At 56.4% G+C, this 23,898-nt stretch carries 16 protein-coding genes and 2 tRNA genes; 5 read left to right on the top strand and 13 right to left on the bottom strand.

The window, feature by feature from the left end; all coding sequences use genetic code 11:
• From KM934_RS07150 to prmC, 12 genes are all read right to left on the bottom strand, one after another.
• A partial coding sequence (locus KM934_RS07150) for a YifB family Mg chelatase-like AAA ATPase (protein ID WP_215759937.1) occupies nt 1–1,231 on the bottom strand: 1,231 nt, incomplete at its 3' end.
• A gap of 115 nt (nt 1,232–1,346) precedes the next feature.
• Complete coding sequence (locus KM934_RS07145) at nt 1,347–2,345, bottom strand: DUF4369 domain-containing protein (protein WP_215759936.1); 999 nt, start codon at nt 2,343–2,345, stop codon at nt 1,347–1,349.
• Between the two features lie 2 nt (nt 2,346–2,347).
• Nucleotides 2,348–4,027, bottom strand: coding sequence for a tetratricopeptide repeat protein (locus tag KM934_RS07140; protein ID WP_215759935.1), 1,680 nt, complete (start codon nt 4,025–4,027; stop codon nt 2,348–2,350).
• 20 nt (nt 4,028–4,047) lie between these two features.
• Nucleotides 4,048–4,133, bottom strand: a tRNA-Leu gene (locus KM934_RS07135).
• A gap of 28 nt (nt 4,134–4,161) precedes the next feature.
• Nucleotides 4,162–4,234 (bottom strand) — tRNA-Gly (locus KM934_RS07130).
• A gap of 75 nt (nt 4,235–4,309) precedes the next feature.
• Nucleotides 4,310–4,876, bottom strand: a complete 567-nt coding sequence (locus KM934_RS07125) for a hypothetical protein (protein ID WP_215759934.1) — start codon at nt 4,874–4,876, stop codon at nt 4,310–4,312.
• 159 nt (nt 4,877–5,035) lie between these two features.
• Entirely contained in the window at nt 5,036–6,373 is a 1,338-nt protein-coding gene (gene argH / locus KM934_RS07120; RefSeq protein WP_215759933.1) for an argininosuccinate lyase, read from the bottom strand.
• 31 nt (nt 6,374–6,404) lie between these two features.
• Entirely contained in the window at nt 6,405–6,809 is a 405-nt protein-coding gene (locus KM934_RS07115; protein ID WP_215759932.1) for an SRPBCC family protein, read from the bottom strand.
• Between the two features lie 131 nt (nt 6,810–6,940).
• On the bottom strand, nt 6,941–7,591 hold the full coding sequence (gene pyrE, locus KM934_RS07110) for an orotate phosphoribosyltransferase (protein WP_215759931.1): 651 nt from the start codon (nt 7,589–7,591) through the stop codon (nt 6,941–6,943).
• A gap of 577 nt (nt 7,592–8,168) precedes the next feature.
• A complete protein-coding gene (locus KM934_RS07105) occupies nt 8,169–8,876 on the bottom strand; it encodes a ComF family protein (protein WP_215759930.1) in 708 nt (235 codons plus the stop codon).
• Nucleotides 8,866–9,363 (bottom strand): regulatory protein RecX, encoded by a 498-nt coding sequence (locus KM934_RS07100; protein ID WP_215759929.1) that lies wholly within the window; start codon nt 9,361–9,363, stop codon nt 8,866–8,868. Before KM934_RS07100 ends, KM934_RS07105 begins: the two co-directional genes overlap by 11 nt.
• A 20-nt stretch (nt 9,364–9,383) precedes the next feature.
• Entirely contained in the window at nt 9,384–10,280 is an 897-nt protein-coding gene (gene prmC / locus KM934_RS07095; RefSeq protein ID WP_215759928.1) for a peptide chain release factor N(5)-glutamine methyltransferase, read from the bottom strand.
• A gap of 142 nt (nt 10,281–10,422) precedes the next feature.
• Between prmC and ribD the strand changes: the two genes are divergently transcribed.
• Both ribD and KM934_RS07085 read left to right on the top strand, forming a co-directional pair.
• Nucleotides 10,423–11,433 carry a bifunctional diaminohydroxyphosphoribosylaminopyrimidine deaminase/5-amino-6-(5-phosphoribosylamino)uracil reductase RibD gene (gene ribD / locus KM934_RS07090; protein WP_215759927.1) on the top strand — a complete coding sequence of 337 codons (1,011 nt, stop codon included), beginning with the start codon at nt 10,423–10,425 and terminating at the stop codon, nt 11,431–11,433.
• Between the two features lie 88 nt (nt 11,434–11,521).
• The gene (locus tag KM934_RS07085; RefSeq protein WP_215759926.1) at nt 11,522–13,582 is read left to right on the top strand and encodes a protein-disulfide reductase DsbD family protein; all 2,061 of its coding nucleotides are present in this window, start codon (nt 11,522–11,524) and stop codon (nt 13,580–13,582) included.
• A 533-nt stretch (nt 13,583–14,115) separates the two neighbouring features.
• Here the strand turns inward: KM934_RS07085 and KM934_RS07080 are convergent.
• Nucleotides 14,116–17,070, bottom strand: coding sequence for a hypothetical protein (locus tag KM934_RS07080; RefSeq protein WP_215759925.1), 2,955 nt, complete (start codon nt 17,068–17,070; stop codon nt 14,116–14,118).
• 230 nt (nt 17,071–17,300) lie between these two features.
• On the opposite strand from KM934_RS07080, the gene argS reads away from it, so the two are divergent.
• The 3 genes from argS (at nt 17,301) to KM934_RS07065 (ending at nt 23,610) form a co-directional block, all read left to right on the top strand.
• Entirely contained in the window at nt 17,301–19,115 is a 1,815-nt protein-coding gene (gene argS, locus KM934_RS07075) for an arginine--tRNA ligase (protein ID WP_215759924.1), read from the top strand.
• Between the two features lies 1 nt (nt 19,116).
• Nucleotides 19,117–20,016, top strand: a complete 900-nt coding sequence (locus KM934_RS07070; protein ID WP_215759923.1) for a DUF559 domain-containing protein — start codon at nt 19,117–19,119, stop codon at nt 20,014–20,016.
• Between the two features lie 351 nt (nt 20,017–20,367).
• Complete coding sequence (locus tag KM934_RS07065) at nt 20,368–23,610, top strand: hypothetical protein (protein ID WP_215759922.1); 3,243 nt, start codon at nt 20,368–20,370, stop codon at nt 23,608–23,610.
• Nucleotides 23,611–23,898: the final 288 nt, after the last annotated feature.

The following is a 23,898-nucleotide window of genomic DNA, read 5'->3' as shown; positions in this document are numbered from 1 at the left end:
TCGCCGACGGCTCACCGGGAGCAGCCTTCGACAGCTCCTTGAACGGCAAAGCGGAGATCTCGCACTGGATATCGATGCGATCCATCATGGGACCACTGATCTTATTGAGGTACTTCTGTATCTGGCCGGGTGTGCAAACACAATGATGCGTAGGATCGCCATAGTATCCACACGGGCAGGGATTCATCGAAGCCACAAACATGAACGAGCAAGGGAAGGTTACCGTGTACTTGGCCCTACTGATGGTGATCTGCCGATCCTCAAGCGGTTGGCGCAGAACCTCAAGCGTGTGCTTGTTAAATTCGGGCAACTCATCGCAGAAGAGCACGCCATTGTGGGCCAAACTGATGGCGCCAGGCATGGGGTTATTGCCACCGCCCACGAGCGCCACCTCGGATATGGTGTGGTGGGGCGAGCGGAAAGGACGTTGCGAAATAAGCGTTGAACCAGTCTTGAGCAAGCCAGCAACGGAATGGATCTGCGTGGTTTCGAGACTCTCCGAGAGGGTCAGAGGAGGCAGGATGGACGGCAATCGCTTAGCCATCATGCTTTTTCCCGAGCCCGGAGGACCAATCATAATGAGGTTATGACCACCAGCGGCGGCCACTTCGAGGGCGCGTTTTACATTCTCCTGCCCGCGCACATCGGCAAAATCGAGTTCGAAATTATATTGTTGCTCATAAAACTCCTTCCGGGTGTCGACAACGGTGGGCGCATATTGCACCTCGCCCGACAAGAGTTGGATAACCTCAGCCATCGAGTCCATGCCATAAACCTCCAGGTTATTGACAATGGCCGCCTCGCGTACGTTCTGCTTGGGTACAATCAAGCCCCGGTAATGCTCAGCCCGTGCCTTAATGGCAATGGGCAGCACACCCTTGGCAGGCTGCAGATGGCCGTCGAGGCTCAACTCGCCCACCATCATAAACTCGTTGAGATGCGGCGCGTTGATCTGCCCATCGGCCGCCAGGATGGCGATGGCCAACGGCAAATCGAAGCTGCTACCCTCCTTCCTAAGGTCGGCAGGCGCAAGATTGACCGTAAGGTCAGCACGTGGAAAGTTGTAACCATTGTTTTGCATGGCGGCAGCTATGCGATCGCGTCCTTCGCGCACCGCCTCATCGCCGAGGCCCGTAAGATGATACATAATGCCTTTCGCGAGGCTCACCTCGATGGTAACGGGAGTAACGTCGAGGCCATTAACGGCTGCACTATAAGTCTTTACAAGCATGCAAAAAGGGTTAAAGTAGTAGGTAGGTTAATAAAAACAAGAAGGCGCGGGCTATCCCTACGCCTATCGTATCAGTAGTTTTACTCTGAAACATCAGAGGTACGCACCTATGACATCAGAGGTTTTCCTCGATGCGTTGCACCAGATCGTTGATGGAAAGGCCACGTGCTATGACGCGCCCATTCTTCAGCAACAAGTTGTTGGGAAGCGAATAGAGTCCCAGTTTTTTCACGACGTCGCCTTCAAACATCTTTCCGTCGCAGACGACGGGCCACGTAATGGAGTCGTATCGCAATGAGTTGTCACATTCGGTCTTACTCGCATCGATGGAGAAAGTAGCCACTTGGAACCGTCCGCCCTTCTGACGGCGCAGCACCTTGAGGCGTCGCAACTGCTCCATGCTGTCGTAGTTCCACGACGCATAAAGCGTTATGACGGCGAGGCCTTTGCTCAACGAGGCCGACGAAACCGTGTTGCCTTTCATGTCGCGCGCGGTGAACACGGGCAACGTAGCCCCCACCCCACACTGCGTGATGGCCTTCAGCGCCTGCTCCATACGCGCCAGGTCGCCATTGCGCTCCTGCTTTTCGAGCAGAATACGCGTCAGTCGCAACGCCTCCTGATAATCGGGCTTGGGAGCGGCCACAAGATACGACTTCACCAGATAAGCGCTGACCCTCGACGATGGATGGTCTTCGGCAAACTTGGCAGCGAGCTTCATCGCCTCGGGCGGCGACGCTTCGGCCACCTGCTTTCGAAAGGCCGTCATGAGTTCATTGTCGTCGGTGCCCGTCACCTCCATCTCCTTGAGGTGCGAGGCGTCACCTTTAATAGAAACAGTCTTCCCCGGCTCCGCGAAGATAGGTTGTCGCGAGAAGTTGGGGAAGACCAATACAAGCGTGGCGGGATGGTCGCAAGCCATCTCATAGGCAAAGCGACCACCCTCCACTTTAATCGTGTCGATGCCACTCACCGCTCCATCCTCGCTGTAAAGATAGAACTCTCCCTGGTTCAAGTGAAGAAAACGGCCTTCAAACTTGAAATGCTTTCCATCGGTGCCACACGACACGAGGAGCACCGAGAGCAGTGCGAGGAGGAACAGTTTATGACGCATACTTACTTCTTAAGGTTTGCAAACTCCAGGTCGTTGTCAGCATACTGACTCAACGCAGAGTTCTTCTTGATGGCGCTGTTCAGGTAATCCTGAGCGGCAGCGGTGTTGCCCTGACGGTTCTGCACGATAGCCATGAGGTAATCAGAGAGTGCATCGGCGTTCTTCTGATCCTTCAGCGTAGCCACAGCAGCGGCATAGTCCTTGTTGAGAATCTGAGCCAGAGCGGCGCTGTTCGACTTGCTACCCTCGAAGTTCTTCACGGCAGTAGCGTAGTTGCCCTTGGCGATGTTGAGGTTACCCAGCACCTCGCCGAAACCGTTGGCATTGATAGCTTTCGAGAGGTTGCTCTCAGCCTCGGCGATGTTGCCATTACGCAGAGCGATGAGCGCCAAGTTGGCGTAGCCCTCGGGAGCCTTCTGGTCCTTAGCGAAAGCCTGCTTCACATAGCTCTTGGCAGCGTTCTCGTCGCCCTTGTTGAAAGCCATGACAGCCAGGTTGTTGTAGGCGCGATAGTCCTTATCGTAGCACTCGGCAGCCTTCTTGTAGATAGCCTCCTTCTCGTTGGCGTCGTTGGTCAGCGTAGCAGCGTAGAGAAGCTCGTCGGCAGAGAGCTGTGCGGCGTCGGCCTTATACTGTTCCTTGATCTGCTCGTCTGAGCGACCCACTGTCTCATAGTTGATGATGAGGCGGCTACGACGCAACTCAGGCAGGATGCCGTCGGCCAGCTCACGGAAGCCAGCGCTCATGTTGCGGATCTGCTGCTCACGCTCAGCGGGGTCCTTGTACATCTCAAGGACACGCAGGATGACATCCTTGTCCTGGATGTTGCTGGCCTGCACGAGGCGCTTGAAGCCGTCCCAGTCCTGTGCGGTGTAGTGAGCGTCTACGTTGGCGCCGCCCAGCTTGGCGGCCTTCAACTGCTTGTCGACATAAGCCTCGCTCACGTTCTGGCGCTTGCCAGCGAGCTTATCATTAAACTTGAATCCACCCTCAGGAGAAGCGTAGGCAGCCACCTCGACGTTCTTGAGGTTCAGCCCCTCGCGGTCGGCGTTGATCTTCTTCAGCATCTCAACAAACTCCTTCACAGAGCCGTTCTTCAACTCGCTCTTGCGGAGGTTGGCCTGGTTGACGAGGAACTTGATGTTGGCCTCAACGCGCTGTGCTCTCACACGCTGGAAAGAGTCGGTAGCGATGCAACCGCCAGCGTTCATCAGGGCCTGCTTGTAAAGCTCCGAAGTGGCGAGCACACCCGTAGCGACCTTCACAGCGGGAACCTCCACCTTCTTCTTGCCCAGGCGAGCGTCGAAAGTGAGATACATGTCGCTCTTCTGCATCTCAGGCACGTAGGCGAAAGATGTCTTCATCGTGTAGCGGCCGCCCATCTTGTAAGAGATGGTCTGGTCGTTACCCATCACACGCTCACCCTGGAACGTGGCGCTCTGGCCCTTGGCAACCTTGCCATCGGCGTAGCGAAGCTCGGGAGTAACCGTGACGACAGCCTTAGGCTTCATGTACTTCACGGGGAACACACCGTTGACTGTAGCGGGCACCTCACCACCGAGAGTCTCGAGCGGATTGGGCTCAACTGTGAAATTGTCGGCCGACAAAGGACCTAACTTAGAGCACGATGAAAATGCGACTAATGAGATTAAGGATAAAGATAGGATGGAATAATTACGCATAATAATACTAAAATGTGAAGTGCCGCGAGCGGGACTCGAACCCGCACAGCCATTACTGGCCAAGGGATTTTAAGTCCCTCGTGTCTACCAATTCCACCATTGCGGCATGCTTATGATCATTATGTAAAAGAAAGAGCGGCAAACGGGGCTCGAACCCGCGACCTCGACCTTGGCAAGGTCGCGCTCTACCAACTGAGCTATTGCCGCACATATTACTCATGCAAAGTTAAGGTTAATTATTCGAATGGCAAAGGAAAAAGCCGATTTTTTCTTCTTCACCGCCTAATTTCCTATCTGCACGCTCACGCCTGGCGTGTAAGTGACGATGTATCGGAGCAGACTATGGCCTTCGCCGCCACTGAGGATGTTGCCGGTTTCGAGCGAGTAGATGCGCTTGCAGGAGCCACACTTCACCTGGGCGGGATTGTCGGTCCATTGCAACTGGTACTTGGTGGAGTAGTCTACCGTGCAGTTGGGGCACAAGGCATCCCACGCCACCCGGCCGTTGAAGTTGGTTTGGCCTACGAGCAGGGAGCCCATCGCACCACCGGCACCCAGGTAAACGCCATTGAGGAAATAACGGTTCTCCAGTTCGTTGGTCAACTTATTGGTTTCCTTCCGTCCCTTTCGGTCCACCACATTCACCTCATAGGCGCCTCCCGTGCCCTGCACGCCCATGCTGACGCGCACAAACTCGTTGTAGCTGGTCATCGCGGCGACGATCATGCTGGTGGGGTGCCACTGGGTATAGAACAAGAACCTACAGGGATATTTGCGACTGATGGGATCGTCAGCGCAACCTGCAAGCAGACCAAAGCACAATATAAAAAGGAGAACTATCTTTTTCATCGTCAGAAAACAATACGAATATCAACCTGGGGCCACTCGTCGCCCTGGCACACGCAGGGCCGCGCAGCTCTCCGCAAGGAAGAATGAGGGCACCCATTCCTTGCCGCGAGGCAATCCTGCATGGAGAGCCCTTCGCCCTCCACACAGCGCCTCATCGGCTTACTTGAGCAACTGGGCCTCGGCCTTGCGCACACGGTCGAAGCCAAACTCCGCCATCGTTTGGTTCATCAGGGCCTCTATCTTGTCGTTGCAGAGGTTACCCATCGAGCCCTCGTGGGTATGGTGGATGTTCTTGTCGGCATGGAACTGGCCCGACTCAATCTCCAGTCCCACCTTCTTATAGGCGTCGCGGAACGGCATGCCGTTGGCGGCCAGGCGGTTCACCTCCTCCACCGAGAACATGGGGTCGTACATCGGATTGTCGAGGATATGCTCGTTGACAGCCATCTTATTGATAATGTAGGCGGCCATCTGCAGACAGTCTTTCAGCTCGTCAAAGGCGGGCAGGAACACCTCCTTGATGATTTGCAGGTCGCGGAAATAGCCCACAGGCAGGTTGTTCATGATGAGCATGATTTGCTGGGGCAGGCTCTGCAACTTATTGCTCTTGGCGCGAATGAGCTCAAACACGTCGGGGTTCTTCTTGTGGGGCATGATGCTCGACCCCGTGGTACATTCCTTCGGCAACTTGACAAACTGGAAATTCTGGCAGTTGAACAGGCAAGCGTCGTAAGCCATCTTGGCCAGCGTTCCGGCCACGGTGGCCATGGCGAAGGCCACGTTGCGCTCCATCTTGCCGCGTCCCATCTGTGCATACACCACGTTATAGTCCATGCTGTCGAACCCGAGCAGCTGGGTGGTCATAGTGCGGTTCAAAGGGAACGACGACCCATAGCCCGCAGCCGATCCGAGGGGGTTGCGGTTGGTCATGCGATAGGCGGCCAAGAGAAACAGCATGTCGTCGGCCAGACTCTCGGCGTAGGCGCCAAACCACAGGCCGAAGCTCGAGGGCATGGCTATCTGCAGGTGGGTATAGCCGGGCATGAGCACATCCTTATACTGGTTGCTCTTCTGGATGAGTTCGTCGAACAACACCTTCACACCTTCCACCACATCGATCAACTCGTGGCGGGTAAAGAGCTTCAGATCGACGAGCACTTGGTCGTTGCGCGAACGTCCGCTGTGGATCTTCTTGCCCATGTCGCCCAACTTGCGTGTGAGCATGAGCTCCACCTGCGAGTGAACATCCTCTACGCCATCCTCGATGACAAACTCGCCTTTCTCGCACGTGTGGTAGATGGCCTTCAGCTCCGTGAGCAAGGGCTGCAACTCATCGCTGCCAAGCAGTCCGATGCTCTCGAGCATGGTGATGTGGGCCATGGAGCCCAGCACGTCGTACTTAGCGAGATAGAGGTCCATCTCGCGGTCGCGGCCCACGGTGAAGCGCTCAATCTCCTTGTTTACCTCAAAGTTCTTTTCCCAGAGTTTATTCGACATAATGGTTTGTGAATTGTGTTGTGTTATGATGTTAGTAACTAATCATCTGCAGGGCGTCGGCAATGCGCTCGATGCCTTCCTGCAAGGGCTTCTTCACCATGCCGCCCACGAAGGGGTTGACGTCGGCCTTGATGGTGAGCTTCATCTTGCTGGTGGTGTCGGTGACGGGCAGAATCTGAATCCAGAAGTTGAAGGGCAACGGACTCTCCTGCGACTCAAACTTGATTTCCTTCGGCTCCTCACGGCCCACCACCACGAGCTTCACGCTGCCCATGGGCGTAGAGATGGAGATGCTGTCGGCGTCGAAGGTGAGGTCTTTCACCTTGTCCTCAGGAATCTTGTCCTTCACTTTCTCGATATTGCTGAGGTCGCTCAGCATGTCGTAAACCGCCTGTTGCGGAGCGGCAATCTGGCGGATAGAACTTTCTATTTTCATCTTTGTGGTTATATATAATAAGGTGAGCCGTAACCCCCATGGGCAACGCTACCACCAAGGGGTTATGGCACAACGAATGTGTGCCGCCAACCAAGGCCGGGGCACACACGCTATACAACGATTGCGGTCTGTTACTCGGCCTTGGCTGCGGGAGCCTGCCACTCGGCGGGGTTCTTGCGCCACTCCTTCAGCACCTCGATATCCTCCTTCGACACGTAACCGGTCTCGGCGGCAATCTCGATGGTGTGGTCGTAGTCGCCCAGGGTAACGAGCTTCAAGCCGGCCTTGGCGAAAGCCTCCTCGGCCACGGGGAAACCGTAGGTGTAGCTGGCTACCATGCCCACCACCTCAAAACCGGCCTCACGAAGGGCGTCAACGGCCTTCAGCGAGCTGCTGCCCGTAGAGATGAGGTCCTCAACCACCACCACCTTGGCGCCCTCGGGCAGACGGCCCTCAATCTGGTTCTTGGTGCCGTGATCCTTCGGTTTCGGACGAACATAGGCGTAAGGCAACTCCAGCTCATCGGCCACCAGCGCACCCTGTGCGATGGCACCCGTAGCCACACCTGCCACGGCTGTGGCCTCGGGGAAGTTCTCATGGATGGCATGGCACAGCTCCAACTTCACGAAAGAGCGCACGTCGGGGTACGAAAGGGCGATGCGGTTGTCGGTATAGATGGGTGAGTTCCATCCTGATGCCCATGTGAATGGGTTGTTGGGCTGCAACTTAATGGCTTTGATACGCAGCAGTTTCTCAGCGAATGCGTGTTTCAATTGACTCATAATCTTATTGGTTTGAATTTGCCACAAAGGTACTGCAAAAACACGACAATAACAAGCGTTTTGCCGATTTTATGGCGCAAGAAACGAGAGAAGGAGGAGGGGCGAAATGGTTAAAACCATGGGAACAAACACGACAAACACCCTCCGAATACAGCCGATATTTTGAACGAGCCGTCGGTTGGCCGCAAATACGCGATTCTCACGCACTTTCCACAACCACCTAACAATCAACACCTTACCGCCCAAAGGGCTCTTTCCACACGCCACACACCACATTCCACACCCAAAAACATGCCTAACCGTGGTGCGAAACATGCCTAACCATGGCTCAATACATGGTCTTTCGAGATGCGAAAGGTAAGCTATCGCAACTCGGTTAGGCATGTTTCGCAACGGATGCTCTCACACGAGCGGTTTCGAAAGCTTATCTTTGTCTTTTCGAAAGCTAAAAACGGCGCGTTTTGCTTCTGGTTTGCGGAACGAAAAGTATGTAGTTTTCGACCAATTATTTCAACAATCACAAGAGCGAAACCCGTTTGTTTCACTCCACAAAGTGTGAGACGCCGGCGTTGTCCCCTCAGCGGTCGTCGTCCACAAAGGCCAGACAGGCGAAGCTGATGTGGGCGGGATGGGCTTGTTCCAACACATGGGCGCAAGCGCACGAGGTGGCGCCCGTGGTAACCACATCGTCGACCAAGAGGATGTGCTTGTTTGCCAGACTGTCGCCGCCCCGCAACACGAAGGCGTTCTTCACGTTCTCCGAACGATCCCAGCGGGTGCGCCGCGTCTGACTGCCCTCAAACGAGGTGCGCACCAGCACATGGTTGTCTACCGGAATGCCCGTGGCCTCCGAGAGCCCTTGGGCCAGCATCAGGCTTTGGTTGTAGCCGCGCTCCTCCTCGCGTTGCCACGCCAAGGGCACCGGCAAGATGAGGTCGACGCCATCGGTGAAACCACTCTTCACCATGGCCTGACCCATCAGTCGGCCCAGCGCAACACCCAGTTCGGGGCGCCGAAAATATTTTAACTGATAAAGGGGGTGCGACGATTCGGAGTGGGTAAAATGGTAGATGAGCGCCGCCGCACGCGCCACCGACGGCACACGGCCCCAATACACCTGCGCCATGGCGTTGTCGTAGGGGTGCAAGAGGTGGTCGGTGCGAGGCAACAACGAGTCGCAACGCGAGCATATCTCATCCTCATCGGCCGACAACGGGGCATGGCAGATGGGGCAACAGCGCGCCAAGGGAAGGTCGAACAGGCGTTGTAGGAAACTAACTTTCATCGTCGTCGTCATCGAAATCGGCCGCCTCGTCGATGCATTGGCGAATGAGGCGCATCTCGAATCCGCGCCCCATGGCATACTTGATGAGTTTCATGCTGCGCTCATAAGGGGTGCGCGCCTTGATGGTGCGCCATTTGCTCTGCAGCAACGGGCGCAACACGGCGAGGTAATCGTCGTCGGGCACGCTATTGAGCGCCTCGTCCATGGCCTCTCTACTGACGCGTTTCATGTAGAGGGCCTGCTCTATCTTGCGGCGCCCCCATCCGTCGAAGCGCACCTTGTCCTCCACAAAAGCGTGGCAATAACGGGTCTCGTCGATGAAATGATGCTCCTCCAGGTAGGCCACCACACGTTCCTGGGCGGCTTCGTCGAGTCCCCAACGGCGCATCTTGTCGATGAGTTCGCCGGCGCAATGCTCGCCCTTCGAGCAGAGGTTGGCGAGGTTGGCCAGCGCCTTCTCCTCGCTCACGGTCTTCTTGTTTTCCATAGTCTTCTCGGAATTGGGTTCTAATGGGCCACAGGCTTGCGCGCCGGCATCATGGCGCGGGCAAAGCGAAGGCGCCCGAAGGCGTCGGCTATGAGTTGGCAATCGGCAAAGCCCATCTCCACCAACATGCGCTCAAGGTCGTCGGCAAACAGCGGATTGATCTCGAACCACAACTGTCCCTCGGGCCGCAGGGTGAGGCGCGCATACTGGGCAATGGCCCGATAGAAGCGCAACGGGTCGGCGTCGGGCACGAAAAGGGCCAACTCGGGCTCATGGTTGAGCACATTGGGACGCATGTCGGCGCGCTCCCTCTCGGCGATATAGGGGGGATTCGACACGATGACATCCCATCGATCGCCCTCGCCATCGGCGGCTGCGCACGTGGCGGCCTCCAAGGCGTCGCGCAACTCGAAGTTCACCTGGGCTTGCAGGCGGTGGGCATTGTGGCGCGCCACCAGCAGGGCGTCGGGCGAGATGTCCCACGCGCTCACCTCTACCGGGGCAAGGCCCAACGCCAGGGTGATGGCGATGCAACCACTGCCGGTGCCCACATCGAGCACCCGGAGGGGTACGGGGGGCTGCAAGCAGCAATAGGGACGGGCGTTGGCGGCGAGGATGCGTTGGCACAAGTCGGCCGTCTCGGGGCGCGGAATGAGCACGCCGGGGGCCACGCGAAATACGCGGTCGCAAAACTCGGTCTCGCCCAGCACATACTGCACGGGTTCGCCTTTCTCAAGTCGTTGCATCATTTTTTCCAATCTGTCGGCGTCGTCTCGCGATAAATCACTAACTTTGCCACACACAATGTCGGTAAGCGACATGTCAAAAGCCACGTCGAGCACCCAACGAACGATGCCTTGAGCCTCGTTGGGATCATAAAGGGGCAACAACCGATGCCAAAGGATGGAGTATGTCATAATCTGTATGCAAAGGTAGTGGAAACGCAAGACAACACAAAGCGGAAGGGCTCCTTTTTGGAAAAGAAATGGCCTTAGCGGGGCGGAAAGCAACGCTTTATCCCGACATGGCAACGTCAAGGAAACACGAAAAATCGAGAATATGACCCAAGAACAACTGGACGAACAGTTTATGCGGCGCTGCTTGCAGATAGCGCGCGGCGGACGCCTCACGGCCAAGCCCAACCCATCGGTGGGCGCCGTCATCGTGGCCGCCGACGGCCGCATCATCGGCGAGGGATTCACATCGGCCTATGGCGGCCCCCACGGCGAGGTGAACGCCTTCGCATCGGTAAGGCCCGAAGACGAGGCGCTGCTCACGGGCGCCACCATCTACGTGTCGCTGGAGCCTTGCTCCCACTGGGGCAAGACGCCCCCTTGCTGCGACCTCATCATCCGCAAGGGGGTGAAGCGGTGTGTGTGTGGCTGCGCCGATCCCTTCGCCAAGGTGCAGGGGCGCGGCATCCAGCGCATGCGCGAGGCGGGCATCGAGGTAACGGTGGGGGTGCTGCACGACGCGTGCATGGCCTCCAATCGTGAGTTTATGACGGTGAACGAGCACCACCGGCCCTTCATCCTCCTGAAATGGGCCGAAACGGCCAACCATCTCATTGGCTACCAGAGGGCCAAGGATGGTGGAGCCCAATCGCCCTTGCGCCTCTCGTCGCCCTTCACGCAGATGTTGGTCCACCGCCTACGCGCCCACTACGACGCCATCCTCGTGGGACGCGGCACCCTGGAGGCCGACCACCCCTCGCTCAACGTGCGCGAGTGGAGCGGCACAAATCCGGAGCGGTTGGTGCTCACCAGCAAGCCCCAGGAGGTGCCCGAGGGATTCCGGGGCTTCACCAACATTGCCTCGGCGCTGGCCTACTTATCGGAGACGAAGCGCCAGAGCCTCCTCGTGGAGGGGGGCGCGGCAACGCTCAACGCCTTCATCGACGCCGACCTGTGGGATGAGATTCGGGTGGAGACGGCGCCGTTCACCATCGACGAAGGCGTGGCGGGACCCACGCTTCCGGCCCATGCCAAGCTCGTGGGAACCGACCTGTACGATGGGCGCGTCATCCGCCATTATGCCAAACGAACGGCGGAAGACGTGAAAAAACCTTAATAAAAGAGAGGAACACGCACGTGGAAATCTTAAAAAGGTTATAAATTTATACCTTTGCACCCAAAATAGGACTAATACTATTCAAAAGATGAAGAAAATACTATCACTCACTTTGCTGGCATTGGTAACATTGCTGGCGCAAGCGCAGATGGTCAATCCCGTAAAATTCAGTTCGCATCTGAAGATGAACGGTACGGCCGAAGCCGAGATTATCTTCTCGGGAAAAATTGAGAAGGGTTGGCATGTCTACTCCACCGGCTTGGGCGACAACGGCCCCGTGCAGGCCTCGTTCAACGTGAACAAGCTCGACGGTGTGGAACTGGTGGGCAAACTGAAACCCCGGGGCCACGAAATCAGCACCTACGACAAGCTCTTCGACATGAACTTGCGCTATTTTGAGCATAGCGCCACGTTTGTGCAGAAGGTGCGTTTCACCAAACCCCACTACACCATCGACGCCTACCTGGAGTATGGCGCCTGCAACGACCAGAACTGCATGCCACCCTCGGAGGTGAGCATCAAGAGCTCGGGCAAGAGCCCCGCTGTGGCGGGCGCCGCCGAGAAGCAAGAGGAGACGGCCGCTGAGAAAGCCGCCGAGGCTGCCGCCAACGGCGAGCCGATGGCCGACACCACCGCCCTCGTGCAGAATGGCGACTCGGTGGCCGCTACGGCCTTGGCCGTCGACACCACGGGCATCAACGAGGGCCAACTGTGGAAGCCGGTCGTGAAGGAGTTGCAATCGATGAGTGGCGTGAACGACATTGCCAACATGTCGATTTGGTATATCTTCCTCATGGGTATCGTGGGTGGCCTCTTGGCATTGGTTATGCCGTGCATCTGGCCCATCATCCCCATGACCGTGAGCTTCTTCCTGAAGCGCGCCAAGGACGACCGTCGACGTGGCATACGCGACGCGGTGCTCTATGGCGTATCGATCATCGTGATCTTCCTGCTCTTAGGCATTGGCGTGACGGCCATCTTCGGTCCCAGCACGCTCAACGCCCTGTCGACCAACGCGGTGTTCAACGTGTTCCTGTTCTTGCTCCTGGTGGTTTTCGCCCTGAGCTTCTTCGGATGGTTCGAGATCAAACTGCCTGAGAGCTGGGCCAACAAGGTCGACACGAAGGCTTCGAACACAAGCGGCTTCGTGAGCATCTTCCTCATGGCGTTCACGCTGGTGCTCGTGTCGTTCTCTTGCACGGCGCCCATCATCGGCCTGCTGCTGGTGCAAACGGTGACCTCGGGCGACTGGGTGGCTCCTGCCGTGGGCATGTTCGGCTTCGCCCTCGCCCTGGCCGTTCCGTTCTCGCTCTTCGCCATGTTCCCCTCATTGATGAAGAAGAGCCCGCGCAGTGGCTCATGGATGGACCAGATCAAGGTGGTGCTGGGCTTCGTGGAGCTGGCCTTCGCCCTGAAGTTCCTCAGCGTGGCCGACCTGGCTTACGGCTGGCACATCCTCGACCGTGAGACGTTCCTCTGCCTCTGGATTGTGATCTTCGGCGCCCTGGGATGCTATCTCGTGGGCTGGCTGAAGTTCCAGCAGGATACCATCGGCGGCGACCTGAACAAGCCGATGCCGGTTCCCGCAATCATGTTGGGTCTCTGCTCGCTGGCCTTCGCCATCTATATGGTGCCTGGCTTGTGGGGCGCTCCGTGTAAGGCCGTGTCGGCTTTCGCACCGCCCATCAACACACAGGACTTTAACCTCAACACCAAGGTGGTGGAAGCCAAATATGCCAATTATGAGGAGGGTATGGCTGCCGCCAAGGCGCAAGGCAAGCCTGTGCTGCTCGACTTCACCGGATTTGGTTGCGTAAACTGCCGCAAGATGGAGGCTGCCGTATGGACCGACCCGCAGGTGGCCGACAAGTTGGAGAAGGACTATGTGCTCATCTCGCTCTTTGTGGACGACAAGACGCCGTTGGCTGAGCCTATCGAGATCACCGACGACAGCGGACAGAAGCGCACATTGCGCACCGTTGGCGCCAAGTGGAGCTGGCTGCAGAGCCACAAGTTCGGATCTAACACCCAGCCGTTCTATGTGGCCGTAGACGCCAATGGCAACCCGCTCACGGGCAGCTACTCGTTTAAGGAGGATGTTCCCGCCTACCTCGACTTCCTCGAGAAGGGTCTCAAGAACTTCAAATAAGCGCAAATGGCAAGGCTCGTTGCGCGTGAACGCTCTCGCGCGGCAAGCCTTTCAAGCATCAAGACACAACGTTCTGACCATCGTCTAACGACATACATCATCGCATAGCCTGGGATATTCCATCTCAGGCTATGCGTTTTTTAGCGCCTATAGACAGGATCATCAACGGCAATCGGCCATTAGGGCGAAACGGAAAAGGGTTAGGATGTTATTGATTCTATTCAACCCCAATCGGTCATTAGATTTCAATTCTTGTTAGTGTTTGTTTCGAGCAGGTTGCGACAGGCGCGGTGAAGCCATAGCGGGCTATGGCGAAACGCGAATGGAAGCAAGATGCCGAAAGAAACGCTGACAAGAGTTGGAAAGAAACAATAACAACCTGCGATTTTCCTTATTTCGGTCTAATGACCGATTGGGGTTAAACAAAAGGAAACAGCCCCGTTGTGCTTGTGGCACGACGAGGCTGCTATCTATGGTGCTTTGGGCAGGTTTGCATGGGATAACCCATACAAGCCTGCCACTATGCAGAGGGTTTATTCCACGAAAATCTTACCCACCTTTACGGTGCCGTTGGCCAAACGGTTCTTCACGATGACCACTCCCTTATGCGGCTGGGCGATGCGCTGACCGTCAAGGGTGTAGTATTCCTGGCCTACGATCGGCTGACCGTTGTCGGTGTTGACGGAGCTAATGCCCGACACATGACTGTCCTCATTGATGAAGAACAGGCGGAAATTGTCGACCTTGAACCATCCGGCGCCATTCACAGCGGTGCTGTTGGCGAAGGTGCCGCCCTCCTTGTTGACGCCATTGGTGCGGAAACCGATGGTGGCTGTGCCGTCGGCCTGCACGTCGAAGTAGAGCGCCATAGGCTTGAGGAGCGATGTGGTTTCGTCGCCGCTCTCACAGGTATAGCCCGCATAGGTGAGGTGTTTGAGCGTGTCGTCGTTGAGCGCGTCGAAGTTGATGGCCTGTTGCATGTCGGGGGTGATGTTGTCGATGTAGTCGCCCTCGCCGCCCCACATCTGCACACAACTGTTGGCGAAGACGCGCTGGGTAGTGACATTGTTGCCAGCCCAGTTGTTTTCCACCATCACATTGGCTCTAAGCTGATATGTTCCACGCGGCAGGCCACAGATGGTTTGCTTCAGTTCCACCTCGGGCATGTTTGAACTCCAGATACCCCAGAGGTGCGTTCCGTCGGTGGGCTGCTGGGTGTGGGTGTTGCCCTCGCCGTCGGTCACATTGATGGCGTCACCGTTGTTGATGCCGCACCAGGCCATGTTGTAGCCGTTGATGGTGGTGGCGTCTTGTACGTCGCCGTTGAGCGTGAGCGTCCATCCAGTGGGAGGAGCGGCCACGCTACCCGTTTCCGATCCAGCCCCACCCTGTGCGGTGAGGTCCTCAAAGCTGGGGTTCTTGATGAGGGCTGTGGCCTCGCTGCCCACCTTCACGCCTCCGAGCTTGCACTTTTCAAGCGCAGCATCCATCTTGGCGATGATGGCGTTGATCTCCTCCTCGCCAGCGGTGCCATCAGCATAGAGGTCTTGCGCCTCCACCTCAACCACCTGGCGGTAGGCGTCGATGCCGTCGTAGAGGGCATAGGTGTTGAGGTTCTGGTAATGTTCCTCAAGGGCGCTCTCCAGTTTCTTGTAAAGGTTCACTGAGTTGACCACCGGTGTGATGATGTTCTTGCAGGCCATGATGGCGGCGTCGATGGCGGCGGGGTCGGCGTCATCGTCTACATAGTTGTTGTCGATGGTGTTTTGCAGATCGACAGCCACCGATTCCTGCATCTTCTCATCGTTGAAAGCCATGAGCTTGTCGAAGTAGAAGTTGTAGATGTTGAGCGCGTCGTCCTTGACATAGCCCATCTTCGCAATGCGGAAATTGTCGAGTTTGAACCAACCGTCGCCACCCTGGGGGTTGGCTGTGGTGCGCTTGGCGGCTGCGATGTTTCCGTTGGTGCGGAAGCCGAAGGTCAACGTGCCATCATACACGTAGGCATCGCATGCCATGTTCTGCATTTCGCGGTCGGTGGTCAACTCGCTGTTGTTGGCGTATGCCAGCACCTCGTGGGCGTCGATGAGCGAAGCGTCGTACTCGCTCTCCAGTCCGAAGAGTGTGGAGTTGAGGTTTCCGAAGATGCGTTGTGTGGTGCGGCGCGATCCGTCGCCATTGGCTCCGACCATCACGGCAGCCTCAATGTGATAGGTGCCGTTCTCCAGTCCGTCGATGGTTTGCGAGATCTCAAACTCGGGTATGCTCTGGTTCCAGATGCCGAAAGCCAGGTTGCCGTCTTTGCTCTCGCCCTCGCTGTCGCTGTTCACGCCATACCAGGTCGTGAGCCCTGTGGCGCGCACCTCGTCGGCGGTAGTCACCTGCTTGCCGTTCACATAGGCGTTCCAACCTGTAGGAGTAGCACCTAAACCCGTTGCCTCGGCGCCTCCTTGGGCCGAGAGATCCTCAAAACTCATGTTCTGTCCCAAATTGGTGATATCGCCCTTACCACCATTGAACTCCACCTCAGCGTAGATCAACTCGTTTTGGGCAGCAGCCTGCTGGTCGGGGTCGGTCACGGTGCAGAAGGTTTGAAGCGCCTTGGCGATGGCAGCCTTGAAGGTTGCGTTTGTGCTCTCGCCGAGCATCGCTTGCGCTTTCTTTATCTCGTTGTAGAGATTGTTCTTGGCGTCGACCATCTGGGTGGCCGTGTTGTAATCGTCTTGTGTAACCTCCTCCTTACTATATAATAAGGTGGCGGCGTCGACCCAGGCTTGCCAGCCAGCAGCGAAGCCTTCCTCGGGCACCTCAAGGCGCTGGCTCTCCACACCGGTGATGAGCGTATAGAGCTGCATGTGCTGATGATAATTGGCAACATGGGCCGTGTCGGCGAAAGCCCACAACTCGTGGTCGGCATTCAGGGGGTGTATCCAGCCGGTCTCAGGATCCACGTAGGGCGTGGTGTTGTCGTCCATCATCTCCACGCCTCCCATATAGTCGGGGAAGAACTGGTTGCCATTAAACGTGCTAACCAAATACTGGCCGCCACCGCTAAGGTGAACGGGCAGGCCATGGACACCCTCACAAGGGTGGTCGGTGGCGTTCACCAAACGGTAGAAGCCTGGGTGATCGGCACTGGGTGTGATGATGAAATGGGCTGCTTGGGTGAGGTTGCCATTGAGGTTGGACAAACCTACGCCGTAGCCGATGAAGGTTGAATCGGTGCTGTTGAAGTACCAGCCATCATCGTCCTTGTGGGCCACGAAAGCATAGCTCTTGCAGTTCGACGAACCGTAATCGAGCAGGTAATAGGCGCCATCCCATGAGGTGCGACTCAGGTAGAGGTCGGGTTTGGCGTAGTTGATGAGCGTGTAGGTAGCTCCATCGACCAATTCTTGTGCGATGGTAGGTGGATCGATGGCCATCGCTGAAGTCGACGACACTACGGCAGCCAATAGGGCCGCAATGCGCAGATAGTTTTTCTTCATAAGTGATAGTGTTTTTAGTTGATGGTTTTATGGCCCTTACTCAGTGTTGAGGTTTAGCGGGAGAAAGGCGGTTTGTTATAGATTGTCTTGTAGATGGTGTTAAAGTTACAAATAAAAACGATTCGTTGTATCGAAAAAACGGTGTTTTTTTCATTTTGTGGGCATATTTACCCTCAAACGGTTAGTTTTTTAGTAACTTTGCATCAATCAATCGAAAAATACGCATTAAGATGAATATAGAAAACATGATCAGCTCATCGGCCTTGGCTGCCGTGAAGGAGCTTTATGGCGTCGACGCTGAGCCGTCGATGGTGCAGTTGCAGAAGACCAAGCCCGGCTTCGAGGGCAACCTTACGCTGGTGGTCTTCCCGTTCTTGAAACTCTCGCATAAGAAACCGCAGGACACCGCCACCGAGATTGGCGAGGTGCTGGTGCGCGATTGCAAGGCCGTGGCAGCCTATAACGCCGTGGGCGGTTTCCTCAACCTCGTCATTGCCCCGGAGGCATGGCTCGGACTGCTGGGTGAGATCGACGCCGACCCCACCTTCGGCATGAAGCACGCCGGCGAGGACGCTCCGCTGATCATGGTGGAGTATTCGTCGCCCAACACCAACAAGCCCCTCCACCTCGGTCACGTGCGCAACAACCTGCTGGGTTGGAGCTTGGCCAAGATCCTGGAGGCCAACGGCAACAAGGTGGTGAAGACCAATATTGTGAACGACCGTGGCATTCACATCATGAAGTCGATGCTCGCTTGGCTCAAGTGGGGCAACGGCTGCACACCCGAGAGCACCGGCAAGAAGGGCGACCACCTCATCGGCGACTTCTACGTGCTCTTCGACAAGCACTACCGCGAGGAGTGCGCCGAGCTCAAGGCCAAGTTTATGGCTGAGGGATTGGACGACGAGAAGGCTGAGGAGAAAGCCAAACAAGAGGCTCCACTCATCCAGGAGGCGCACCACATGCTCGTGAAATGGGAGCAGGGCGACAAGGAGATTCGCGACCTCTGGGAGATGATGAACAACTGGGTGTATGCCGGTTTCGACGAGAGCTACAAGGCGCTCGGCGTGAGCTTCGATAAGATCTACTATGAGAGCAACACCTATCTCGTGGGTAAGAACAAGGTGATGGAGGGCTTGGAGAAGGGCCTCTTCTACAAGCGCGAGGATGGTAGCGTGTGGGCCGACCTCACAGCCGACGGCCTCGACCAGAAGCTCCTCATCCGTTCTGACGGCACATCGGTATATATGACGCAGGACATCGGTACGGCCGAGATGCGTTTCAACGACTTCCCCATCGACAAGATGATCTATGTGGTGGGCAACGAGCAGAACTACCATTTCCAGGTGCTCTCGCTCCTGCTCGACCGTCTGGGCTTTAAGTGGGGCAAGGACCTCGTTCACTTCTCTTACGGCATGGTGAACCTGCCCAACGGTAAGATGAAGAGCCGCGAGGGAACGGTGGTCGACGCCGACGACCTGGTGGAGCAGATGGTGAAAGAGGCTCGCCAAACATCCGACGAGCTTGGCAAGTTCCACGACATGAGCGAGGAGGAGAAGCAGGAGGTGGCACGCATCGTGGGCCTCGGAGCGCTGAAGTATTTCATCCTCAAGGTCGACGCTCGTAAGAACATGCTCTTCAACCCGGCCGAGTCGATCGACTTCAACGGCAACACGGGTCCGTTCATCCAGTACACCTACGCCCGCATCCAGAGCATCATGCGCAAGGCTCACGAGGCTGGCGTAGACGCCCTGCCCATCGACGGCAGCTATGCGCCCAACGCCAAGGAGGTTGAGGTGATCCAGAAGCTCGACGCCTTCAAGGTGGCCGTGAAGGACGCTGGCGAGAACTATAACCCCGCCGGCATTGCCAACTACTGCTATGAGCTGACGAAGCTCTTCAACCAGTTCTACCACGATTACAGCATCCTCTCGGCCGACACCGACGTGGAGAAGGCCTTCCGCCTGAAGCTTGCCGCCAATGTGGGCAAGGTCATCAAGAACGGCATGGGCCTGCTGGGCATCGAGGTGCCTGAGCGTATGTAATATGCCGAAGAAGCACGACGAGGGAGCGCATCACGCGAAGGGTGTGACGCGCCAATGGCTTGAGCAACGCGCCAAGGAAGACCGCCTGTTTTGGACCGACGGCGAACGTAGCTTGTGGGCGTTGCTCAAGGGCCTGCCCGCGCCTGCCCACTTCGTCAGGAAGCATATAGTGGGCTGCTACATTGCCGACTTTGCCAGTCCGGCCCAACGGCTCATCGTGGAGCTGACAGGCAAGTACCATTTTCGCGGCGAGCAGCCGGTGAGCAACGCCGAGCGAACGGCCGACCTCAACGCCATGGGCTACACCGTGGTGACGCTGACGCCCGAGGAAGTGGCTTCGGAGCAATGGAAGGTGGCTCGCCAGATTCAAGATATCATCAAACGCATGGAAATATCCTACCCCAAAGCAGCGGTCAAGAGCCCATCGGTGGCATCGGCACCGAGCGCACCAGCGCCCACACCGACAAAGGACGCCACGTTGCAGTTGCCTCCCGAGGTAACACGCAATGCGTGGGCGGTCGACGCGGCCTGTTCGGGCAACCCCGGCCCCATGGAGTATCAGGGCATCGATCTTGCCACAGGGCAACAGGTGTTCCACTACGGACCCGTGCATGGCACCAATAATATAGGTGAATTCTTGGCCATCGTGCACGCACTCGCCCTTTGGGACAAGCAGGGCGTGACCGACAAGACGCTCTATTCCGACTCGTATAACGCCATCCTGTGGGTGAAGAAGAAGCAATGTCGCACCAAACTGGAGCGCAACACCAACACCGAGCAGCTATACCAGGTCATCGCAAGGGCCGAACAGTGGCTTCGAACCCATACCATCCGCGTGCCCATCCTGCAATGGGACACCCGTCGATGGGGCGACATTCCCGCCGATTTCGGACGCAAATAAACCGCCATTCTCTCAGGGGCGAACCCTATAACCGTGGGCATCATGGGCTTTCTTGGTCCATGATGCCCATCGTTTTTATGAAGAATAATAGGGCTTTCTTGCCTATTTTAGCATCACAACACATCGGTTTGCCATTCAGCAGCTACCGCTCACACTTCCCAGCCGCAAACCGCATTCTACCCCCATTTCACATCCTTTTAGCCCTGTTTTACCCCATTTTCGCCCTAAAAATACGAAAATGTAGCCCTTAATGAACGATTTTTCACTCTATTATTAAAGCATAATGTGTAACTTTGCCACCGATTATTAAATGTAAACATCACAATCTTCTAATTATTAGTTACACTACTTATGAAAAAAGTATTACTAATCTCTCTCGCAGCAATGTTGGCCGCTCCAACATTTGCGCAAGACCAGATTGGCGACGACTGCACCAAGTACATCGTCAACGCTGGTTTCGACGAGGATCTGACGTGGAACGCTGATGGCTCCACAAAGACAATCGTCGACAAGTCAAAGAAATTATCCGACCGATCTCAGGCTTGGATGGCTGAGGACGGTACGGGCTACTGCTGGGGCGGCATCAGCTCCAGGAAGCGTAAGGACGACGCAGAATTCGGCTGGAACGGCTTCTTGGGTCAGGTAAAGGGTTGGACCGTGGCTAACGGCAACAAGAACTCGCTGACTGATTGGTGCTATTTCGGCACAGCCCCCTACGCACTCGGCGAGAAGGCCGTTCCCATCGCTGACGACGGCGACACCTATTTGGTGGCTCCCGCAAAGCCCGACGAGGTGCAGGGCGACGACAACAAGGGCTTCCTATATCTCCGCGCAGGTTGGGGCAACTGGGCCACCTACACACAGACGGTGCATGTGCCTGTAGGTAAGTACACCCTTTCCTATTGGGTGTTCAACGCCAACTACGAGAATAGTAAAGATAATAAGAAGGTGAAGAACCTCTCGCAGGTGGTTTGCCGCCGCGACACCGTGGTCGACGCCGATGGCTTCAACGCCTCAACATGGACCAAGCACGAGATGGACATCACCGCTACCGACTCGCTGACCATCACCCTCGGTTACAAGAGCGATGGTGGTTCGGCTTCTAACCCCTTCGTGCTCATCGACGATATCCGCCTGACAAAGATCGACGATGTGACACGTCAGGAGATCATTGCAAGCGACATCGAAGAGCTCGTGGCTAAGTTCGACGAGATCGAGGGCGACCTGATGGACTATCAGGGTTTGGTCGTTGAGATCGAGGACGCCAAGATCGCCGCTGACGAGGCTGCCTCATCCGACGACGTAGACGTTCTGACGGCAGGCTATGAGGCCGCCAATGCCGCCTACAAGCGTTTCGCTGCCGTAAAGGACAACATCGCCAAGCTTCAGTTGCTCGAGAAGAAGGCCACAGCGCTCCGCGAGACTGGCTATCCTGGCTTGGATGAGCTCGACGCTGCCATCAACGCAGTGGAGGATGCCATCACAAACGGCACAACACTCGACATCGAGGCTCAGGTGACAACTTTCGACGCTGCCATCAAGACCTATCTGGCCAGCAAGGACGCCACCGTGGACGATCCTGCCGACTACACTTACTACGCCCAGAACACATGGTTCATCAAGGACGGTCTGGAGCCTACCGTAAATGCCGACGGCTCATGCACCTATCCTAACGCCACAAAGGCCGACGGCACTGCCAACTACGAGAACGGCAAGGGCAACGACGACCTCACATCCAACGCTTGGTACAAGGGCTCGTTCACCGAGGGCGACCAGCGCCTGAACTTTGCACAGGGCCGTTCATGCTGGAACGCATGGGCTCAGAACTTCGATGACCTCAGCGTGAACCAGGACATCAAGGGTCTGCCCAATGGTTATTATATGGTAGCTGGCGACCTGATTACTCAGGACAACTGCGTGAGCGACCAGCACGTGTTCGCCAAGAGCCCCGTGGACGAGGCCGTTTCTGAGCCTCTGACCGTTGGAACATGGAACGCAAGCACCAACGATGGCGCTTGGACCACACTGACCACGGGTAAGGTGCTCGTGTACGATGGCCGTCTGACCATCGGCGCTACCGGCACCAACATGCCTTCATCTACAACAGTTCCCTCTCAGAACGGATGGTTCTGCGCCACCAACTTCAAGCTCTACTATGTTGGAAAGGCCACTGCCGAGGAGATCGCAGCTGCCATTGCCAAGAGAGAGCAGCTCGCTGCCAACCTCGCCGACGGCATGCACTACGCTGGCGACAAGGCTTCCGTGAAGGATAGCATCGAGGCCTACAAGGCTCAAAACAACATCGACGTGCTCAACAACGGCATCAAGTTGGGCAACAAGTCGGAGGCTAAGTACACTGAGGTGATGGCTGAGGGCAAGACCTTGCCTACCGTTCAGGCCAACCTCGCCGACGAGTCGTCATACGCTCCCGTACACAACATCGTGGCTTTCGCTTGGGAGAAGACCAACAACTACCTTACCTCCGACAAGGCCACTTACACAGCCGTCGACGGTAAGATCACCGAGCTGAAGCGCTACGCTGATACTTATTACAACGCTGCACACGAGGTCGACTCTGTGTCGGCCACTCTGAAGTCAGCCGTTGCCAAGAAGGCGCTGGCCGCTACGCTCAACGAGCAGGTTTCTGTGCTCACACGTGGCGACTCCATCCAGAACGACGCTACGGTTACAGCCCTCATCGCGCAGCTGAAGAACGCCATCACCCAGGCTCAGGCTCAGGATCTCTATGAGAAGAATCCTAACACCACCGACTACACAAGTATGATTCTGAACCCCGACGCTGCCGCCGAGACAGGTTGGAACATCAATAAGGGCACTGGTAACACCAACACAGGCGTAGGCCAGTACTACGACAAGCGTCAGGAGGCAACCCACCGTTACTTCGACTCATGGAATGGCACCGCAGGCGCCCTCAACTACTATGCCGACCAGAAGGTCATTGGCTTGCCCAATGGCACCTATAGGGTAACCGTTTGCGCACGTACCATGGGCACAGGCTCTTATGTGTTCTCTGCCAACGGCGAGCAGGCTGCCGACACCACTTGGGTTGAGATTCCTACGCAGACCTTCAACTGGACCCACAACGATATGGGCATCGGCGGCGAGACAAAGGCCGATGGCACCGACTCGATCGTTGGCGCTGCAGACCAGTTTGGCCAGATCTGGGAAGACGCTTTCTACGAGTACCAGAAGAATCCAAGCCGCGACGATCTCGCTGGTATCGTCAATGCCAACAATGGTAAGGGTCGTGGCTGGCAGCGTCTGACATGGACCGCTGAGGTCATCAACCACGAGTTGACCCTCGGTATGACAACCGACTCTTTGCGCACGGGCAAGGCTGGCTTCACCGGCACATGGTTCTCAGTGGTCGACTGGACGCTCGAGCTCACACAGGCTGGCGACAACAACGGTTGGTTTGGTCCCATCACAGGCGTCAACGAGGTTGAGGTCAACAAGAACCAGAAGCTCAACGCCATCTACAGCATCAACGGTCAGCGTGTAGCCTCAATGGCTAAGCCGGGTCTCTACATCGTCATCAAGAACGGCAAGGCCCAGAAGGTAATGGTTAAGTAAACGCTACAAAACAAATCGAAGGTCGGTGAACCAGCTGTCACCGACAATAAACGAAGAAGTCCCAGGTTGCGCAATGCGGCTTGGGGCTTTTTATTTCGGGGCTAACAACAACGGGGCACAACTCTCACACTATCTGTCCAAGCCGCACCCTCCATCGTTCCATGCCTTTGCCCCATTCGTTCCGTGCGTTTCTACGCAAGGGTGCAAGGAAACAACTAAAGATTATTGACGGATTTTTGAATGGACATCATGTTGTTTAAAAAAATAATATGTAACTTTGTGACCCAA

It is taken from the genome of Hallella faecis, assembly GCF_018789675.1.
In the GTDB taxonomy this organism is placed as follows: Bacteria; Bacteroidota; Bacteroidia; order Bacteroidales; family Bacteroidaceae; genus Prevotella; species Prevotella faecis.
Note: the sequence above shows the minus strand (reverse complement) of the source record. Positions and strands in the feature narration are given on the sequence as shown.

Bases quoted from the DNA above. Each gene is read 5' to 3' on its own strand.
- prmC (WP_215759928.1), bottom strand. From the start codon at position 10,280: ATGACATACTCCATCCTTTGGCATCGGTTGTTGCCCCTTTATGATCCC.
- KM934_RS07100 (WP_215759929.1), bottom strand. From the start codon at position 9,363: ATGGAAAACAAGAAGACCGTGAGCGAGGAGAAGGCGCTGGCCAACCTC.
- KM934_RS07105 (WP_215759930.1), bottom strand. From the start codon at position 8,876: ATGAAAGTTAGTTTCCTACAACGCCTGTTCGACCTTCCCTTGGCGCGC.
- KM934_RS07145 (WP_215759936.1), bottom strand. From the start codon at position 2,345: ATGCGTCATAAACTGTTCCTCCTCGCACTGCTCTCGGTGCTCCTCGTG.
- KM934_RS07115 (WP_215759932.1), bottom strand. From the start codon at position 6,809: ATGAAAATAGAAAGTTCTATCCGCCAGATTGCCGCTCCGCAACAGGCG.
- KM934_RS07085 (WP_215759926.1), top strand. From the start codon at position 11,522: ATGAAGAAAATACTATCACTCACTTTGCTGGCATTGGTAACATTGCTG.
- KM934_RS07065 (WP_215759922.1), top strand. From the start codon at position 20,368: ATGAAAAAAGTATTACTAATCTCTCTCGCAGCAATGTTGGCCGCTCCA.
- KM934_RS07140 (WP_215759935.1), bottom strand. From the start codon at position 4,027: ATGCGTAATTATTCCATCCTATCTTTATCCTTAATCTCATTAGTCGCA.
- pyrE (WP_215759931.1), bottom strand. From the start codon at position 7,591: ATGAGTCAATTGAAACACGCATTCGCTGAGAAACTGCTGCGTATCAAA.
- KM934_RS07080 (WP_215759925.1), bottom strand. From the start codon at position 17,070: ATGAAGAAAAACTATCTGCGCATTGCGGCCCTATTGGCTGCCGTAGTG.
- KM934_RS07125 (WP_215759934.1), bottom strand. From the start codon at position 4,876: ATGAAAAAGATAGTTCTCCTTTTTATATTGTGCTTTGGTCTGCTTGCA.
- ribD (WP_215759927.1), top strand. From the start codon at position 10,423: ATGACCCAAGAACAACTGGACGAACAGTTTATGCGGCGCTGCTTGCAG.
- argH (WP_215759933.1), bottom strand. From the start codon at position 6,373: ATGTCGAATAAACTCTGGGAAAAGAACTTTGAGGTAAACAAGGAGATT.
- argS (WP_215759924.1), top strand. From the start codon at position 17,301: ATGAATATAGAAAACATGATCAGCTCATCGGCCTTGGCTGCCGTGAAG.
- KM934_RS07070 (WP_215759923.1), top strand. From the start codon at position 19,117: ATGCCGAAGAAGCACGACGAGGGAGCGCATCACGCGAAGGGTGTGACG.